Genomic DNA, 15,857 nt, shown 5'->3' on the forward strand with positions numbered 1-15,857 from the left:
AGCGCATGCCGGAAACGGAGCAGCCATGCGCATCGGCGTCAGCTCGTACAGCTTCGCCTCCTCGATCTCCGCCGGGCGGCTCGACCTGCCCGGCGCGGTCGACGCGGCGGCGGACCTCGGAGCCGCCCACCTCGAGATCGCCGCCGCGGAGCTCGTCGACGATCCCGCCCTCGTCGAGGCCGTCCGGTCCCGGGCCGAGGCCCGGTCCCTGCCGCTCGCGAGCTACGTCGTCGGCGCGGATCTCCGCGGGGAGGACACGGAGGAGCAGATCGAGCGGCTCACCGCCCATCTCGGAGTCGCCGAGGCGCTCGGCATCCCGCGGATCCGCCACGACGTCCTCCCCTGGGCCTGGCGCGAGGAGACCCCGGAGGAGTTCGAGGCCGCCCTCGAGCGGATCGTCCCCGCCGCCCGCGAGGTCTGCGACCGCGCGGCCGCGAAGGGCATCACCACCACCGTCGAGAACCACGGCATGGGCATCAACGACCCCGAGCGGCTGATCCGGCTGATCACCCTCGTGGACCGCCCCACCTTCCGCGCGACCCTCGACGTCGGCAACTTCCTGTGCGTCGCCGCCGATCCGGTCCTCTCCGTGCGCCGGCTCCTCCCCTTCGCGGAGGTCGTGCACCTCAAGGACTTCCGGATCCGCGAGCAGTCCCCCGGGCCCGGCTGGCTGGGGACGCTCGGCGACCGGGCGATCCTCGGCACCGTCGTCGGCTGGGGCGACCTGCCACTGTCCACGATCGTGCGGGACGTCGTCGCCTCCGGCTTCGCGGGTCCCGTCTCGATCGAGTTCGAGGGCCCCGAGGACGACCAGTTCGCCGTGGGCGAGGGCCTGCGACAGGCCCGCGCCCTGGTCGAGGGGGTGGCGGCATGATGGCCACCTCCGAGCCCCTGGGCGCCGCGGCCGCCGGCCCGCAGCGCACCGAGCACCTCTCCTCCGACCCCGTCGGCGTCGCCGTGATCGGCGGCGGGACCATCTCCCGCCTCCACCTCGACGCCTACCGCGCGAATCCGGACGCGCGCCTGGTGACCGTGTGCGACATCGACGCGGACCGCGCCCGGGACACGGCCGCGCAGTACGGCGCGCCCCGCTGGACCACCTCCTACGAGGAGGTCCTCGCGGACGACGAGGTCACCGCGATCTCGATCTGCACCCGCAACGACACCCATGCCGTGATCGCCGCGGCCGCCCTCGACGCCGGCAAGGCCGTGCTCGTCGAGAAGCCGCTGGGCCGCACCTCCGCGGAGGCGCAGCTCGTGGTCGACGCGCAGGAGCGCAGCGGTCTCGTCGCCCAGGTGGGCTTCGTGCGGCGCTTCTCCCCCAACGCCGTGGTCCTCAAGGAGTTCATCGAGGCCGGCGACCTGGGCGCGCTCTACTACGCGACGGCCCGCAACCTGCGCCGCGCGGGGAACCCCGGCGGCTGGTTCGCGGACAAGGAGGTCTCCGGCGGAGGCCCGCTCGTCGACGTGGGCGTGCACTTCATCGACATCGCCTGGTGGCTGCTCGGCACCCCCGAGGTCGCGACCGTCAGCGGCTTCACCGCGGATCGCCTCGGCGACCGCGACAACCTCCGCCACCTCTCCCGCTACCGCTCCGCGGATGCGGGCACCTCCGCCTCCACGGTCGAGGACCTCGCGGGTGGCCTCGTGCGCTTCACGAACGGGGCCGTGCTCTCCCTCGAGGTCTCCTACTCCCTCCACGGCCGGGACGACGTCGGCGTGAAGGTCTACGGAGACCGCGGCGGCGCGGAGCTCGAGCCGGAGCTGCGGATCTCCACCGAGGCGCACGACACGATCCTCGAGGTCACCCCGCAGATCGACTCCCTCACCTTCGACATGTCCGCCTTCGACGCGGAGATCGGCGCCTTCGTCGCCGCCGTGCGGGGCGAGGGGCCGCGGCTGGCCCCGGTGCAGGACGGCCTCACGGTCGCCCGGATCATCGAGGCGATCTACGCCTCGGCGGAGCGGGGGCGCGAGATCGAGCTGTGAGCGGCGCCGTGCGGCGGCGCGGCCACCGCACGGCGCAGCACCAGCTGCGCGATCCCCGTGATCTCGGCGTCGGCGCCCGCGAGCGAGGCCTCGATCCGCAGGTCCCGCGTCGCGAGCGGATGGCAGCTCTCGTAGAGCTTCGCCTGGATCTGGGCGAGGAAGGCGGGCGATCGCGAGAGCGAGCCGCCGATCGTCACGAGGTCCGGGTTGATGAAGTTGACGAGGGTCGCGAGGGTCTCCCCGAGGGTCCCGCCGGCGGTGCGCAGCAGCGTCATCGCCTCGGGGTCCCCGGTCGCCGCGAGGTCCAGCAGCGCCGACGGGGTCGTGACCTGCGGGGCCGTGCCGGCGATCGCGGAGACCAGGGCGAGGCCGCTGACGACGGTCTCGAGACAGCCGCGGTTCCCGCACGCGCAGGGCCGCTCCCCGCCGGGGATCCGCACGTGGGCGATGTCCCCGCCCAGCCAGGTCGCCCCGCGGTGCAGTCGGCCCTGCAGCACGAGCCCGCCGCCGAGGCCCGTCCCGGCCTTGACGTGCAGGAGCGTGCCGAGCGGCGCCTCCCCGGCGGTGCGACGCCGGGCATGCTCGCCGAGCGCGCTCATGTTCGCGTCGTTGTCCACGAGCACCGTGCAGCCGAGCTCCTGACGGAACCAGGTCGCGATCCGCCAGCCGTTCCAGCCGGGCATCGTCGAGGGCTGCACGGCGGTCGCCGCGCCCGGGTCCACGGGCCCCGGGAGGGACAGCCCGATCCCCCGCACGCCCGCCGCGGCGAGGTCCCCGACGAGCTCCTCCCAGCCGTCGACGATCCGTGAGAGCAGCCGCTCGGGCGGGGCGCCCATCTCGATCGGCAGCTCGAGGGCGCCGACGAGACCGCCCTGCACGTCGAAGCTGCCCACCCGGGCGTGGTGGCGCCCCATGCTCGCGGCGAGCACCCGGCCGGAGCGGGGCACGACGCGGAGGAGCCGGGCGCGCCGCCCGCCGCTCGGCGCGTCCCATCCGCCCTCCTCGAGCAGGCCCGCGTCGAGCAGCTGGCCCACCTTGAGCGTCACCGTCGAGGCGGCGACCCCGAGGGAGCGCGCGATCCCCACCCGGGTGCGGGCGGTGCCGCTCGCGACGAGGGCGAGGATCGCGGTGGTGGTCTCCCCCGTGTCCTCCGGGGCGGGGGCGCTCACTTCACGGCGCCCGCGGTGAGGCCGGCGACCATGTTGCGCTGGACGAGCACGAACAGGATCACGACGGGGAGGGCCATGAGCGTGGACCCTGCCATGATCCCGCCCCAGTCGGTGTTCTGGTTCATGCCGCTGAAGCTCGTGATCCACAGCGGGAGGGTCTGCGAGCCGCTCGAGGTGAGCGAGACAAGCGCGAGCGTGTACTCGTTCCACGAGGCGAGGAACGCGAAGATCGAGGAGGCGACGAGCCCCGAGCCGATCAGCGGCAGCGTCACCCGGAAGAAGGCGCCCATCCGGGAGCAGCCGTCGAGCAGCGCGGCCTCCTCGAGCTCGACGGGGACGCCGTCGACGAAGCCCTTGAGCAGCCACACCGTGAAGGGGACGTTCGTGCCGAGGTAGATGAGCGAGGCGCCCGCGACCGAGTTCAGCAGGTCCCAGGTGTCGAGCATCCGGTACTGGGAGACGAAGACCGTCTCCGCGGGGATCATCTGGATGATGAGGATGCCGATGATCAGCGACATCCGCGAGCGGAACCGGAAGCGGCTGATCGCGAGCGCCGCGAAGAAGCCCAGCGCGATCGATCCGACGACGACGATCGCCGCGATCGCGGCGCTCATCCGCATCGCGCTCCAGAAGTCCGCGGAGCCGAGGATCGAGGCGTAGTGGGCGAGGGTCGCGCGGGCCGGGAACCACACGGGCACCCGGCTCGTGAGCTCCTCGTCGGTGAGCAGGGACGAGTTGAGCATCCAGTACGCGGGGAACAGCCACACGAGGGCGAAGAGGATCGCGACCACGGAGGCCAGGATCCGGCGCGCCCCTGCGCGGGAGCGGCGGCGGGGCGGGGTGAGGGCCTGTGTCGTCATGGGTCAGTCCTTCGCGCCGCGCAGCAGCAGCTGGATGTAGCGGCCGGTCACGAGCAGCATGAGCAGGAGCATGATCGTCGCGGCCGCCGCGGCGACCCCGTAGTTCCCGCCGCTGAGGCCGATCTGGTAGATGTACGTGCCCAGCACGTGGGTGGACTCGGTGATCCCGCTCGACCCCTGGAGCACGTGGATCTGCGTGAAGACCCGCAGGTCCCAGATGATCTCGAGCAGGCAGATGAGCAGGAACACCGAGGCGATGCTCGGCATGATGATCGTCGTGAACAGGCGCACGCCGTGCGCGCCGTCGAGCCGCGCCGCCTCGATCACCGACTCGTCCACCTGGGTGACCGCCGCGTAGACCATGAACACGACGAGCGGGACGCTCATCCAGATCACCAGCAGCCCCGCGACCGCGAAGAAGGAGACCGGGGTGGAGAGCCAGTTGAAGCCCGCCGCCCCGTCGATCCCGACGGCCGTGAGCAGCCAGTTCACGACCCCGCGGCGGGCGTCGAAGAGCCACTGGAAGACCTGCAGGGAGCTCAGCACCGGCATCGCCCATGCGACGAGCATGACCGCCTGCACGCCCATCGCGATCCAGCGCGGCACGGCGGTGAGCAGGAGCGCCCCCGCCGTGCCGATGACGACGGTGAGCGCGGCGCAGAGGGCGCAGAACACGAGCGAGCGCACGAGCGCCGCCCAGAAGGCGCCGTCCCCGAGCACGGTCGCGTAGTTCTCGAGGCCCGCGAAGGCGGGCGCCTGCCCGAACTGCTGGGCGAGCCCGAAGGTCTGGAAGGACATGAGCACCTGCCGTCCCAGCGGGTACAGCAGGGCCACGAGGACGATCGCGACGGCGGGGAGGACGAGCAGGAGACCGAGGCGGCGCTCGGCGGGCCGGGAGAGCGTGGTCATCGGCGCCCTCAGCTCTTGTTGAGCATGTCCGTGATGGACGCGTCGGCCGTCGTCGCGAGGGAGACCGGGTCACCGCCCCCGGCGAGGGCGACGAAGAAGTCGTCGAGGGTGCGGGCGCCCTCGACGAGCGCCCAGTTCGCGGCGGCGGGGGTGCCGACGGAGTTCTCGACGGCCTGCGCGGTGAGCGTCGCGAGGTCGTCGTCGCCGAGGGCGGAGGCGTGATCGATGTTGCCGGGGACCCAGCCGCCCTCCGTCGCGAAGAACTCCTGGAACTCCTTCGCGAAGATCAGCTTGAGGGCCTCGACGGCGGCGGTCTGCTTCTGCGAGCTCGCGGAGATCGCGACGTTCGAGCCGCCCGCGAAGGGATGGCCGGTGCCGCCCTCCTCGACGCCCGGGAAGCCGAAGAAGCCGACCTTGTCCTTGAGCTTGTCGTCGATCGACTTGTACTGCCAGTTGAAGCCGAAGATCATCCCGGCCTCCTCGGCGTTGAAGGGGACGTGCAGCTCGCCGCCGGTCGTGGGGTCGGTGACGGAGCCGGCGCGGGAGGCCTTCGACCAGATCTCCTGGACCTGCGCGAACGCCGCCTGGCTCTCCTCGCTCGAGAGGTCCGCGGCCCACTTCCCATCGGCCTCCGTCGCGATCCGGCCGCCGTTCGTGAAGAGCCACGCGTAGCACTGCTGCGCGCCGATGCCGGGGAGCCAGAGACCGGAGAAGTCCGCGTTCCCGCCCGGGTTCGCCTCGTGCAGGGTCGTCGCGACGGAGGTGAGCTGCTCGATCGTGGTGGGCACCTCGAGGCCCAGCTCCTCGAACCAGTCCTTGCGGTAGAAGAAGACGCGGCTGCCGGCGTAGAAGGGCGCCGCGTAGAGGCTCCCGTCGAAGGAGCCGAGCTCGACGAGGGACTGGGTGAGGCTGTCGCCGCCGAGGTCCTCCTCGAGGTCGTCGAGGTTCAGCAGGGCGCCGACGGCGCAGAAGGTGGGGGCCTGGGTGTTGCCGAGCTCGATGATGTCCGGGGTCGAGCTGGTGCTCGCGAGGGAGGTCTGGAGCTTCGAGACGATGCCCTCCCACACCTGGATCTCGTAGGTGAGGGTGCCGCCGGTCTTCTCCTCGTAGGCGGACTTCAGCCAGTCCATGGCCTTCTCGGAGACCGAGTCCTTCATGAACCAGACCGTGAGGTCGTTGCCCTCGTCGGTGAGCTCGGGGGTGCCGCCGTCGCCGCCCCCGGTGTCGCTGCCGCAGGCGGCGAGCGCCGCCGCGAGTCCGAGGGCGCCTCCGGCGCCGAGGGCATGACGTCGGGTGAATGAGGTCATCGCAGGTTCCTTCGTCGAGAGGTCGACGCGGCACGGACCTCGCAGGTGGGCACCGGACGTCGCTGTGATCGCCCACACAACCACCGGGCCCCTGCGGCGTCCCTTCTTTCGACCCCGAACAAACCTGATCGTGACCTGGGCTCATGCCCGGTGCGCGTAGAGGTCCCGGATCACCCCGATCTCCGCGAGGTGGTGGAGGAGCTCGCGGTTGATGTGGGCGACGAGGGTCGCCCGGGACATCGCGGCGAAGGGGCCCTCCGCGGGGCCGACGGCGACCTGGAGGTCCTCCGCGTCCCATCGCCGCACCCCGTCGATCCAGCGCGCGTACTCGCGGTCGAGCTGGTCGAGGGCCTCCTGGGCGGTGGCGGCGTAGGGCCAGCTGCCGTAGTCCGCGGGCGGTCCGCCGTGGTGGCTGTGGCTGCGCGCGGCGAGCACGCCCACGACGATGTGCCCGATCCTCCAGGCGATCGTCGTGAAGGGGGCGGGGACCGGCTCGGGGATCGCGACGTCGATCGTCGTCCCCTCCTCGCCGCCCGGGCGCACGGTCCAGGCGCGCTGGTCGCCCGTGGGGTCCCAGAGGTACTCCTCGTCGGTCAGCCCCTCGAGCCGGCCGCGCATGAACTGCGTCCAGTGGAACTCGATCTGGTCCAGCAGGACGGTGGGGAGGTCCCCGCCCTCGCCCCGGGTGCTCGTGCTCATGACCTGTCCTCTCTCTCGGTGCGGCCAGCCTCGTCGGCATCGAGGACACGTCCTGTCCGCGAAGGGGAGCAGACTGTCCCCATGAGCGACGTGACGAGGCGGGCCCTGCGGCTGCTCGCCCTCCTGCAGTCCCGCACCGTGTGGACGGGCCCCGAGCTGGCGGAGGAGCTCGCGGTGACCGTGCGGACGGTGCGCCGGGACGTGGACCGGCTGCGCGAGCTCGGCTACCCGGTGCTGACCTCCGCGGGCCACGGAGGCGGCTACCAGCTGGGCGCCGGGCAGGCGCTCCCGCCGCTGCTGCTCGGCGTGCAGGAGGCGGTCGCGGTCGCCGTCGGCCTGCGGCTCACCGCGAGCTCCGGGATCGACGGCCTCGACGAGGACGCCCTGCGCGCCCTCACCTCCCTGGACCGGATCCTCCCCCCGCAGGTGCGCTCGCAGATCTCGGCGCTCACGGGGGCGCTGCAGGTGGTCACCGGGCCCACGCCGTCGGCCCGCCCGGAGGTGCTGCTCGCCCTCGCGGGCGCCGTGCGCGACGGGGTGCGGGTGCGCGTGGACCACGAGCGGATCGACGGCTACCGCGCCGAGCGCCGCCTCGAGCCCTACCGGATCCTGTCCTTCGAGCGGCGCTGGTACCTCTTCGCGTGGGACCTCGAGCGGGAGGACTGGCGCAGCTTCCGCCTGGACCGGATGCACGCCGTCCACGCCTCGACCCTCACGTTCCCGCGCCGGCCCACCCCGGACATCGAGGCGACCGTGCGCGCGGCGGTCACCCACGGCCCCTACCCGCAGGCGGCGACCGTGCGGATCGGCCTCCCCCTCGAGCAGGTCTCCGAGCGGATCCCCGGCCGCGCGGCGACCCTCGAGGCCGACGGGCCGGACGCCTGCATCCTCCGCGCCGGGGACGACGACCTGCGCTGGATCGCGGTGCGCCTCGCCCAGCTCGGCGCGCCCGTCGAGGTCATCGACCCGCCCGAGCTGCTCGACGTCATCCGCGGGATCGGGGAGTGGGCGAGCGCCGTCGGCCGGTCAGAGGATCAGCAGGGCGAGCGCTGAGACGACCGTCAGGATCAGGACCACGGACTCGAAGGCCTTCTGCGGGATGCGCCGCGCGATCCGGGTGCCGAGGAAGGCGCCGATCAGCACGACCGGCACCAGCATGAGGTCCATGACGAGCGTCGAGGAGGAGAGCAGGCCGAGGCTCGCGGAGAACGGCAGCTTGAGGATGTTGACGACCGCGAAGAACCAGGCGGAGGTGCCGAGGAAGGTCAGCACGGGCATCCGCATCGCGTAGAAGTACATCGACATGACCGGGCCGCCCGCGTTCGCGACCATCGTCGTGAACCCGCCGAGCAGGCCGTAGCCCGCACGGGCCGCGGTGACGCCGGCGCCGACGCGCTCCTCCCCCTCGGGCCGCTCGGGGGCGGGGCGGCGCCGTCGGATCACCGTCACCGCGACGAGGGCCAGCAGGATCACGCCGATCGTCGTGCGGACCACGTCCCCGCCGGCCAGCCAGAAGAAAAGCGTGCCGACCACGAGGCCCACGAGCACGCTCGGGATGAGCCGCAGCAGCGTGCGGACGTCCGGCTCGCGGCGGTAGGCGTACAGCGCCGTCCAGTCGCCGACGATGAGCAGGAGCAGCAGCGCCGCCGTCGACTCCTTCGCGGGCAGGGCCAGGGCGAACAGGCCCACGGCGATCGTGCCGCCGCCGGGCAGCGCGGTCTTGGACAGCCCGACGACGAGCGCGCCGAGGACCACGAGGACCCACGAGGCGACGGACAGGGCGGGGAGCAGGGAGACGAGGTCCATCGGGGGACGGGATCCTTGGTCGAGCAGGGCGACGCCGGGCGGGCGCGGGGACGACCGATCCTCTCACCTCAGGGCAGGATCGCGTCCGTGTACCCGCCGTCGACGCGCAGCGCCCCGCCGGTCGTCGCCGAGGCGAGCGGGGAGCTGAGGTAGACGACCATGTTCGCGATCTCCTCGGGGCGGATCAGCCGCTGGACGAGGGACTGCGGGCGGTGCAGACGCATGAACTCGGCCTCCGCCTCCTCCCACGGCAGGGACGTGTCGACGAGCTGGTAGACGAAGTCCTGCACGCCCTCGGTGTAGGTGGGGCCGGCGATCACGGAGTTCACGGTGACGCCGGTGCCGGCGGCGTCCTTCGCGAAGCCGCGGGAGACGGCCAGCAGCGCCGTCTTGGAGACGCCGTAGTGGATCATCTCCGCCGGGGTGACGATCGCGGAGTCGCTCGCGATGTTCAGGACCCGGCCCCAGCCGGCCTCCTTCATGCGCGGCAGCGTCGCCCGGATCAGGCGCACGGCGGCGAGGACGTTGACCTCCCAGTACCGCTGCCATTCCGCGTCGGTGATCTCGAGCGCGGGCGTCGCGCCGAACACGCCGAGGTTGTTGACCAGGATGTCGATGTCGCCCGCCTCCGCGAGCGCGGCGGTGAGGCCGTCCTCGGTGGTGACGTCCCCGGGCGCGGCGACCAGGAGGTCGCGCGGGACACCGGCGCCGACGAGCGCGTCGACCGCCTCGGCGACCCGCTCGGCCGTGCGGCCGTTGACGGCGACGCGGGCGCCCGCCTCGGCGAGCCGCTGGGCGATCGCGAGGCCGATGCCCTGCGTGGATCCGCTGACGAAGGCGGTGCGATCGGTGAGGTCGAGGGCGAGCATGGATGGTCCTCCGTGAGGGTGGTGGGGCTCAGGGGGCGAGCGCGCAGAGCGCCGCCCGTGTCGCGTCGATGCGGCGGGACTCCTGCTCCAGCCGCGCGGCGACCGCTTCCAGCTCACCGCGGAGCGCGGGGCAGAGCTGCAGGTGATGGGTGCCCGCTCCGGTCCTCACGCAGTCGAGGTACTGCCGGATCACGACGGTGGCGAGACCGGCGTCGAGCATCAGCCGGATGCGGGCGACGACGTCGAGGTCCGACTCCTCGAAGAGGCGGTACCCGGTCGCGGTGCGTGCGGGGGTGAGCAGGCCCTGCTCCTCGTAGTGGCGCAGCGACCGCGCGGAGACCCCGGCGCGGCGTGCGAACTCGGTGATGAGCACCGGCGACCTCCCCGAGGACGAGCTTGACCTTCACACCAACGGTAATGCCTACCGTCCACGCCATGACCCTGCGCACCCCACTCCCCTTCCCCCGGCTCGTCGTCGTGCACGGCTTCGGCGCCGGTCCGACGGACCACTGGTTCCCCTGGCTCGCGGAGCATGCGGCCACCGCCGTGGCGCCTGCGCTCCCCTCCCCGCTCGTCCCACGGGCGAGCGCCTGGATCCCGCGGATCGTCGACGCCATCGGCACGCTCGACGGGGGCACCGCCGTCGTCGCCCACAGCCTCGGCAACGTGGCGGCGCTGGGGGCGATCCGCGCCCTGCAGCAGGCGGGCGACGAGGGTGCCCTCGGGGCCTTCGTGGCCGTCGCCCCCTTCCTCCGGGCGATCCCGCCCGTGGGGGACGAGGCCCTCGACGGGTTCGTCCGGAGCGGCCTTCCCGACTTCACCGCGGGGCTGGACCCCGTCGCCCTGCGGCCCGCCCTCGGCGAGCGATCCGTGCTCCGCTCCTCCATGGATCCGCTCGTCCCGGCGCAGCTCAGCGAGGAGTTCGCGACCGCTCTCGACAGCCCGGTGCACGTCATCCCCGGGGCCGGACACTTCCTCGCGGGCGACGGCTTCGGCCCCCTCCCCGAAGTGATCGACGCCCTCCTCGGGGCGGATCGATCGGCGGGCCCCTACTCGCAGCCCACCCCGTCGCCGTCGCCGTCGAGGTGCTCGGCGTAGCCGGGATCGCCGCGGTGGATCGGATCCGCGCCGGCCGCCCGGACCGCATCGCAGTTCTTGTAGTAGACCGCCCCACCAGAGGAGCTGCTCTCCTTCTTCGGCGCTTCCGTCGTCGACTCAGGCTCCTCGGGGGCGGTCGTGACCACGTCCCCGTCGCCGCGGTCCGGGGTCGGGTCGTCGTCCGTGACCGGGGCGAAGCCGTCGCAGCCCTTGAGCACGCGCTCCATGGCGTCGCCCTCGGCGGGCTTCACCCACAGCTCGTACTTGGTCTTCACGGCGATCTGCCGGGCCACGTACTCACAGCGGAAGTCCTTCGCGGGCGGCAGCCAGGTGGCGGCGTCGCCGTCGCCCTTCTGCCGGTTCAGGCCCGAGTCCACCGCGAGCAGGTTCAGCGGGTCGTTCGCGAAGGCCCGACGGGTGTCGTCGTCCCAGCTCGCGGCTCCGGACTGCCAGGCGTCCGAGAGGGCGACGACGTGGTCGATGTCGACCTCGGAGTCGCTGCGGTCGAAGGCGATCGTCTCGCCGCCGTACGGGTCGTCGAGGGTGCCGGTGAGCACGACGCAGCCGTCGGTCCCGGCCTTGAGGGTGATCGCGGTGAGGTCGCGCCGCAGCATGTCGTTGCGGGTGTCGCAGCCGTTGCGGTCCACGTCGTCGCGCCAGTGGAACAGCTCGCGGTCGTAGCCGGTCTTCGGCGCGCGCCCCTTCTCCTCGAGCCCCGCGAGCACGGCGAGAGCCGTGCCGGCCTCCGGGGCCTCCGTCGTCGGCGCGGCCGTGGTCGGCGCCTCGGTCGTGGGGGCCTCCGTCGTCGGCACTGCCGTCGTCGTCGGATCCGGCTCCCCGACCTCCTGGGCAGCACCGGCGGACGGTCCGCATCCCGAGAGCACGAGCAGCATCAGCGCGAGCAGCGGGAGCCCTTGCGCCATCAGCCGTCGGGTCGTCCTGGCCTGCCCCTGCACCTGTCCGTCCTCCTTGCGACACCCCTTGCGTCTTCCTGACAAGAGTACGGACGAGTCCGACATCCGGGACTGCTCAGGCGGCGGCCCGGCGCCCGGACGTGCGCAGCCGCACTGCGGAGACGAGGAAGAAGATCGCGCCCAGGGTCGCGTATCCCGCGACGCCGACGACGTCGGTGCCGCCGCGCAGGCCCGAGGCCAGGAACGAGCCGCCGGCGAGGACGGAGATGCCTCCGCTGAGCATCTGGGCGACCTGGCCACCCTGCCGGCGTCGGCCGATCGCCGCGATCAGCTGGGGCAGGCCCGCGCCGATCGCCCACAGCCCCCAGACCACGAGCGCGGCCGACGGGGAGGCGGTGGCGGCGAAGCCCAGCGCGATCGCGACGACGAGGCTGACGGCCACGTTGACGCGCTCGGCGGTGCGGGTCCCGGGCTGGGCGCGATCGGCGCGGATCTGCCAGGTGACGGCGGCGACGTCGAGCAGCGGGTAGAGCACGAGCAGGGCGGTCTGCCAGGGGCCGGCGGCGGGCGCGGTCAGCAGCAGGAGCGCGGCCCAGACGAGGGCGGCGAGGGCGCGCACCAGATAGAGGCGGGCGAGAGGGGCGGTGGGCGAGGTGGTCATGGCGGTCCTTGTCGGGAGAGAGTTTGTAGAGTAACTAGTTCGTCTACATTGACGAACAGTAGACTCGCCCCGCCGCCGGCGCAACCGCCGCAGACCGATCCGGAGGAGCAGATGGACACCGACCCCGCCCCCCGCCGGAGGTCCGCCACCGCGACCCGCGAGCAGATCCTCACCGCCGCGAACGCGCTGTTCTACACGCACGGCATCCGCGCCACCAGCGCCGATCGGGTGATCGCCGAGGCCGGCATCACCAAGGTGACCTTCTACCGCCACTTCCCCACGAAATCGCAGCTCGTCGTCGCCTACCTCGAGCGTCAGGCCGAGGCTGAGCGCGCCTGGCTGACCGGCCTCCACCGCGGCGACGACCCGCACGGCACCCTGCAGGCCCTCGCCGCCGGGATCGGCGAGGCGAGCTGCTCCCCCGGCTTCCGCGGCTGCGCCTTCATCAACGCGGCCGCCGAGTTCGCCGACCCCGGGGACCCCGTGCGCCTCGCCGTCGACACGCATCGCGGCTGGACCCTCGCGCTGCTCACGGAGATCGCCGCCGAGGCCGGGGCGCCGGACCCCGCGAAGCAGGGCCGCGAGCTCCAGCTGCTGCGCGACGGCGCCATGGTCGGCGGCTACCTGGGCACCCCCGACGACGTGGCGTCCGTGCTCGCGTCGGCCTTCTCCGCGGTGATCTCCCCGCGCCCTTGACCCTCCTGCGGGCCCCGCCTACCGTCGATCCCCCAGGACCGGCCCGGCACAGCTCCGACGGAGGAGACCATGCGCCCCCTGATCGTCACCCAGAACATCACCGTCGACGGCTCGATCGAGATGCTCGACGACTGGTTCGACCCGGCCGCCCACGATCCCGACCAGCTCGAGATCCTCGACCGCGACAGCGCCGCCTGCGACGCGATCCTGCTGGGCCGGCAGACCTTCGAGGACTTCCGCGGGTACTGGCCGCTCCAGGAGGACGACGCGACCGGCATCGCCGAGGAGCTCGACACGATCGAGAAGCTCGTGGTCTCCTCGACCCTCACCGAGCCCGGCTGGGCCCGCACCACCGTCATCGCCGGCGACCCGGTCGCGGCCGTGCGCGACCTCAAGGCGGGCGAGGGTGGGGAGATCTCGCTGACCGGGAGCATCACCCTGTGCCACGCGATGATCGGCGCCGGGCTCGTCGACGAGATCCGGCTGTGGACCTTCCCCTACGTGCAGGGCCGCGGCCGGCGTCTTGTGAGCGAGGGCTGGACCGGACGCCTCGCGCTGCGCGAGCACCGCGCCTTCACCTCGGGCGTCACCTACGCCCGCTACACCCTCGAGGAGAGCTGACATGGACGACGCCCTGCCCACCGTCACCGATGAGGAGACCTGGCGCCGCGAGCTCGCCGCGCTCCGCGCGCGGGAGAAGGCCGCCACCCGCGAGCTCGACGCGATCGCCGCGCAGCGCCGGCGCCTCCCGATGGTCGCGCTCCCCGACTACACGCTCGAGGGGGCCGACGGGCCCGTGCGCCTGGTCGACCTGTTCGACGGGGCGCGCCAGCTGATCACGTATCACCACATGTGGTCCCCGGGGGCGGAATGGCAGTGCGGCGGCTGCACGGGCTACACCTCCCAGTTCACCCGCACCGAGTTCCTGCGCCCCTATGACGCCCGCTTCGTCATCGTCACCCAGGGGCCGATCGCCGAGGCGCTCGCCTACCGGGAGAAGGTCGGCAACCGGATGGATTGGTTCTCGACGGCGGGCAGCGACTTCGGCGCCGACGTCGACGCCCCGCCCGGCGGCGGCTTCGCCGTGAACGTCTTCCTGCGCGACGGCGAGTCGGTGTACCGCACCTGGCACACCACCGGCCGCGGCACGGAGCAGCTGGGGCACACCTTCTCCCTCGTGGACGTGCTGCCCTACGGCCGGCAGGAGGAGTGGCAGGACTCCCCCGACGGCTGGCCGCAGAGCCCGACCTACGCGAAGTGGCTCGACTCGCCGGACGTCGCCGCGCTCTACGGGCCGGAGGCCTGAGCGGCCCTCCGGCTCAGAAGGGCGGCGGCTCGGGCTCGGCGGGCTCCTCGTCGAGCGGGGCGAGCGAGGCGATGAGGCGCTCCGCCTCGTGCTCCGCCCAGGCGTCCTCGAGCAGCTCGACCATGGCAGGGGTGAGCAGGTCCGTGTTCTGGCGGGTGTCGAGCGCGAGCAGCTGACCGATCTCCCAGTGCGTCGTCGTGCCGTCCGGCGCCTTCTCCGGATCGATCAGGCGCTCCGTCTTCAACCGGTGGTGCCACCAGCACAGTCGGTGGAGGTTCCGGATCTCCGTCGCTCCCCCGCTCCCGGGATCCTCGTGATCGAACTCCTCGATGTGGTCGATCTCCGCCGGGGTGAGCCGGCCGCGGATGCAGCCGGGCACCGCGCACACCGGGTCCCGCAGCCGCAGGTGCTCGGCCATCGCCGTCGTGGGCCGGTACTGGGCGGCGGGGACGGGGAGGAAGGCGCCGTCGGCCGGGTCGGTGAGGATCCGGTGCCAGGTGCGGGCTCCCGCGGCGAGCCGACGCGCGAGCGGCGCGGGCAGCGGGATGACGCCGTCGAGCGTGCCGGGGGCGTCGGCCAGCCCCAGGAGTGTCAGTGCGGGGATCACGACGTTGACGCGGGAATCCGCGCCCCGGCGCTCGACGCCCGGCGTCTCCAGCTGGCTGCGGGTGAGGATCGCATAGCGCAGCGCGGCGAGCGGGAGCGGGTGGCCGCTCGCGACGACGTCGCCATCGAGGTCGAAGGGCACCGGCTCCCCGGTCTCGAGCGCGCGGCGCTGGGCGCGCTGGACGGACCGGGCGGTGCCGTCCACCTGCTTCATGAGCGCGTAGATCTCGGGGATCGGCCCGAGGACCGAGAGGCAGGCGACCCCCGAGCCCTCCGCCAGGATCTCGAATCGGACGTCCCGCATCGCCGCGAGGCCGGGGCGCGCGGCATCCGCGTCCCACCAGGCCACGAGCAGGGACAGCTCACGACGGTAGCGATCCGCCGGGATGTTCTCGAGGTCCCATTCCGCGACGTAGGAGTCCACCACGCGGCGCTGCTCCGGCGCGAGCGGGCGGACCTTGCGCACGAGATGCTCGAAGGCGGGGACGGAGATCTCCCCCGCGGCGAGGCGCCGGAGGACGAGCGGCAGATCGGTGACGGCGAGCCGCGCGTCGCGCAGCATGCGCTCCGCCGTGGGGAGATCCGTGCGCAGCGTGTTCGCGATGACGACGGCGTTGACGTCCGCCTGGTCGTCGGCATCCTCGACCCACAGCAGGTGGATCTCGCCGATCTCCTCGGCGAGCTCGCGGGACTTGCGGCGCTGGCGCGCGAGGAGCCGCTCCGCGATCGGGACCTCGACGCCGTCCATGCGGACGTCCGACTCCGCGGCGATGCGCTCGAGGGTGAGCGGCGTGCGGGCGCGGATGATCCGTCGCGGCGGGAAGGACGGCGGCGCGGCGACGGCGAGCGACGTCCCGATGGACGCCTCGGCGCCTGCCGTCCCCTCACTCATCTCCCCACCCCTCCCGTGCCGCCGACGGGCCATCGACCCCGTCGCCTGTCACCCCAGTTTAGAACACCTGTTCCCC

18 protein-coding genes are annotated in these 15,857 nt (G+C 72.9%); 7 read left to right on the forward strand and 11 right to left on the reverse strand.

Annotated elements, in window-relative coordinates:
- The first annotated feature begins 25 nt into the window (after nt 1-25).
- Together NLU66_RS02350 and NLU66_RS02355 are read left to right on the forward strand one after the other, a co-directional pair.
- Nucleotides 26-874 (forward strand): sugar phosphate isomerase/epimerase family protein, encoded by an 849-nt coding sequence (locus NLU66_RS02350; protein ID WP_259361350.1) that lies wholly within the window; start codon nt 26-28, stop codon nt 872-874.
- Nucleotides 871-1,989, forward strand: a complete 1,119-nt coding sequence (locus NLU66_RS02355; RefSeq protein WP_259361351.1) for a Gfo/Idh/MocA family protein — start codon at nt 871-873, stop codon at nt 1,987-1,989. Before NLU66_RS02350 ends, NLU66_RS02355 begins: the two co-directional genes overlap by 4 nt.
- On the opposite strand, the gene NLU66_RS02360 is transcribed toward NLU66_RS02355, so the two are convergent.
- From NLU66_RS02360 to NLU66_RS02380, 5 genes are all read right to left on the reverse strand, one after another.
- Nucleotides 1,950-3,158, reverse strand: coding sequence for an ROK family transcriptional regulator (locus tag NLU66_RS02360; RefSeq protein ID WP_259361352.1), 1,209 nt, complete (start codon nt 3,156-3,158; stop codon nt 1,950-1,952). The two genes, NLU66_RS02355 and NLU66_RS02360, sit on opposite strands and share 40 nt — an antisense overlap.
- Complete coding sequence (locus tag NLU66_RS02365) at nt 3,155-4,018, reverse strand: carbohydrate ABC transporter permease (RefSeq protein WP_259361353.1); 864 nt, start codon at nt 4,016-4,018, stop codon at nt 3,155-3,157. Before NLU66_RS02365 ends, NLU66_RS02360 begins: the two co-directional genes overlap by 4 nt.
- Nucleotides 4,019-4,021: 3 nt before the next feature.
- The gene (locus NLU66_RS02370) at nt 4,022-4,927 is read right to left on the reverse strand and encodes a carbohydrate ABC transporter permease (protein WP_259361354.1); all 906 of its coding nucleotides are present in this window, start codon (nt 4,925-4,927) and stop codon (nt 4,022-4,024) included.
- An 8-nt stretch (nt 4,928-4,935) separates the two neighbouring features.
- The gene (locus NLU66_RS02375; RefSeq protein WP_259361355.1) at nt 4,936-6,234 is read right to left on the reverse strand and encodes an extracellular solute-binding protein; all 1,299 of its coding nucleotides are present in this window, start codon (nt 6,232-6,234) and stop codon (nt 4,936-4,938) included.
- Between the two features lie 141 nt (nt 6,235-6,375).
- Nucleotides 6,376-6,933 (reverse strand): DinB family protein, encoded by a 558-nt coding sequence (locus tag NLU66_RS02380; RefSeq protein ID WP_259361356.1) that lies wholly within the window; start codon nt 6,931-6,933, stop codon nt 6,376-6,378.
- An 81-nt stretch (nt 6,934-7,014) separates the two neighbouring features.
- On the opposite strand from NLU66_RS02380, the gene NLU66_RS02385 reads away from it, so the two are divergent.
- Nucleotides 7,015-7,986, forward strand: a complete 972-nt coding sequence (locus NLU66_RS02385; protein ID WP_259361357.1) for a helix-turn-helix transcriptional regulator — start codon at nt 7,015-7,017, stop codon at nt 7,984-7,986.
- On the opposite strand, the gene NLU66_RS02390 is transcribed toward NLU66_RS02385, so the two are convergent.
- The 3 genes from NLU66_RS02390 to NLU66_RS02400 all read right to left on the reverse strand — a co-directional run bounded on the left by NLU66_RS02390 (nt 7,960) and on the right by NLU66_RS02400 (nt 9,981).
- Entirely contained in the window at nt 7,960-8,739 is a 780-nt protein-coding gene (locus tag NLU66_RS02390) for a sulfite exporter TauE/SafE family protein (protein WP_259361358.1), read from the reverse strand. The genes NLU66_RS02385 and NLU66_RS02390 overlap by 27 nt on opposite strands.
- Before the next feature lie 68 nt (nt 8,740-8,807).
- On the reverse strand, nt 8,808-9,608 hold the full coding sequence (locus NLU66_RS02395) for an SDR family NAD(P)-dependent oxidoreductase (protein WP_259361359.1): 801 nt from the start codon (nt 9,606-9,608) through the stop codon (nt 8,808-8,810).
- A 28-nt stretch (nt 9,609-9,636) separates the two neighbouring features.
- Complete coding sequence (locus NLU66_RS02400) at nt 9,637-9,981, reverse strand: MerR family transcriptional regulator (protein WP_259361360.1); 345 nt, start codon at nt 9,979-9,981, stop codon at nt 9,637-9,639.
- 62 nt (nt 9,982-10,043) lie between these two features.
- Between NLU66_RS02400 and NLU66_RS02405 the strand changes: the two genes are divergently transcribed.
- Entirely contained in the window at nt 10,044-10,706 is a 663-nt protein-coding gene (locus NLU66_RS02405; RefSeq protein WP_259361361.1) for an RBBP9/YdeN family alpha/beta hydrolase, read from the forward strand.
- Here the strand turns inward: NLU66_RS02405 and NLU66_RS02410 are convergent.
- Entirely contained in the window at nt 10,658-11,629 is a 972-nt protein-coding gene (locus tag NLU66_RS02410; protein WP_259361362.1) for a GmrSD restriction endonuclease domain-containing protein, read from the reverse strand. The genes NLU66_RS02405 and NLU66_RS02410 overlap by 49 nt on opposite strands.
- Before the next feature lie 106 nt (nt 11,630-11,735).
- Nucleotides 11,736-12,281, reverse strand: a complete 546-nt coding sequence (locus NLU66_RS02415) for a hypothetical protein (RefSeq protein ID WP_259361363.1) — start codon at nt 12,279-12,281, stop codon at nt 11,736-11,738.
- Between the two features lie 111 nt (nt 12,282-12,392).
- On the opposite strand from NLU66_RS02415, the gene NLU66_RS02420 reads away from it, so the two are divergent.
- The 3 genes from NLU66_RS02420 to NLU66_RS02430 all read left to right on the forward strand — a co-directional run bounded on the left by NLU66_RS02420 (nt 12,393) and on the right by NLU66_RS02430 (nt 14,283).
- Nucleotides 12,393-12,977, forward strand: a complete 585-nt coding sequence (locus NLU66_RS02420) for a TetR/AcrR family transcriptional regulator (RefSeq protein ID WP_259361364.1) — start codon at nt 12,393-12,395, stop codon at nt 12,975-12,977.
- Between the two features lie 69 nt (nt 12,978-13,046).
- Nucleotides 13,047-13,598, forward strand: coding sequence for a dihydrofolate reductase family protein (locus NLU66_RS02425; RefSeq protein WP_259361365.1), 552 nt, complete (start codon nt 13,047-13,049; stop codon nt 13,596-13,598).
- Between the two features lies 1 nt (nt 13,599).
- Complete coding sequence (locus NLU66_RS02430; protein ID WP_259361366.1) at nt 13,600-14,283, forward strand: DUF899 domain-containing protein; 684 nt, start codon at nt 13,600-13,602, stop codon at nt 14,281-14,283.
- A gap of 13 nt (nt 14,284-14,296) precedes the next feature.
- Here the strand turns inward: NLU66_RS02430 and NLU66_RS02435 are convergent, their stop codons facing one another.
- A complete protein-coding gene (locus tag NLU66_RS02435; RefSeq protein ID WP_259361367.1) occupies nt 14,297-15,781 on the reverse strand; it encodes an HNH endonuclease signature motif containing protein in 1,485 nt (494 codons plus the stop codon).
- Nucleotides 15,782-15,857: the final 76 nt, after the last annotated feature.

The organism is Brachybacterium sp. NBEC-018 (genome assembly GCF_024860185.1).
Lineage (GTDB): Bacteria > Actinomycetota > Actinomycetes > Actinomycetales > Dermabacteraceae > Brachybacterium > Brachybacterium rhamnosum.

Bases quoted from the DNA above. Each gene is read 5' to 3' on its own strand.
- NLU66_RS02350 (WP_259361350.1), top strand. From the start codon at position 26: ATGCGCATCGGCGTCAGCTCGTACAGCTTCGCCTCCTCGATCTCCGCC.
- NLU66_RS02355 (WP_259361351.1), top strand. From the start codon at position 871: ATGATGGCCACCTCCGAGCCCCTGGGCGCCGCGGCCGCCGGCCCGCAG.
- NLU66_RS02365 (WP_259361353.1), bottom strand. From the start codon at position 4,018: ATGACGACACAGGCCCTCACCCCGCCCCGCCGCCGCTCCCGCGCAGGG.
- NLU66_RS02370 (WP_259361354.1), bottom strand. From the start codon at position 4,927: ATGACCACGCTCTCCCGGCCCGCCGAGCGCCGCCTCGGTCTCCTGCTC.
- NLU66_RS02375 (WP_259361355.1), bottom strand. From the start codon at position 6,234: ATGACCTCATTCACCCGACGTCATGCCCTCGGCGCCGGAGGCGCCCTC.
- NLU66_RS02380 (WP_259361356.1), bottom strand. From the start codon at position 6,933: ATGAGCACGAGCACCCGGGGCGAGGGCGGGGACCTCCCCACCGTCCTG.
- NLU66_RS02385 (WP_259361357.1), top strand. From the start codon at position 7,015: ATGAGCGACGTGACGAGGCGGGCCCTGCGGCTGCTCGCCCTCCTGCAG.
- NLU66_RS02390 (WP_259361358.1), bottom strand. From the start codon at position 8,739: ATGGACCTCGTCTCCCTGCTCCCCGCCCTGTCCGTCGCCTCGTGGGTC.
- NLU66_RS02395 (WP_259361359.1), bottom strand. From the start codon at position 9,608: ATGCTCGCCCTCGACCTCACCGATCGCACCGCCTTCGTCAGCGGATCC.
- NLU66_RS02405 (WP_259361361.1), top strand. From the start codon at position 10,044: ATGACCCTGCGCACCCCACTCCCCTTCCCCCGGCTCGTCGTCGTGCAC.
- NLU66_RS02410 (WP_259361362.1), bottom strand. From the start codon at position 11,629: ATGGCGCAAGGGCTCCCGCTGCTCGCGCTGATGCTGCTCGTGCTCTCG.
- NLU66_RS02415 (WP_259361363.1), bottom strand. From the start codon at position 12,281: ATGACCACCTCGCCCACCGCCCCTCTCGCCCGCCTCTATCTGGTGCGC.
- NLU66_RS02420 (WP_259361364.1), top strand. From the start codon at position 12,393: ATGGACACCGACCCCGCCCCCCGCCGGAGGTCCGCCACCGCGACCCGC.
- NLU66_RS02425 (WP_259361365.1), top strand. From the start codon at position 13,047: ATGCGCCCCCTGATCGTCACCCAGAACATCACCGTCGACGGCTCGATC.
- NLU66_RS02430 (WP_259361366.1), top strand. From the start codon at position 13,600: ATGGACGACGCCCTGCCCACCGTCACCGATGAGGAGACCTGGCGCCGC.
- NLU66_RS02435 (WP_259361367.1), bottom strand. From the start codon at position 15,781: ATGAGTGAGGGGACGGCAGGCGCCGAGGCGTCCATCGGGACGTCGCTC.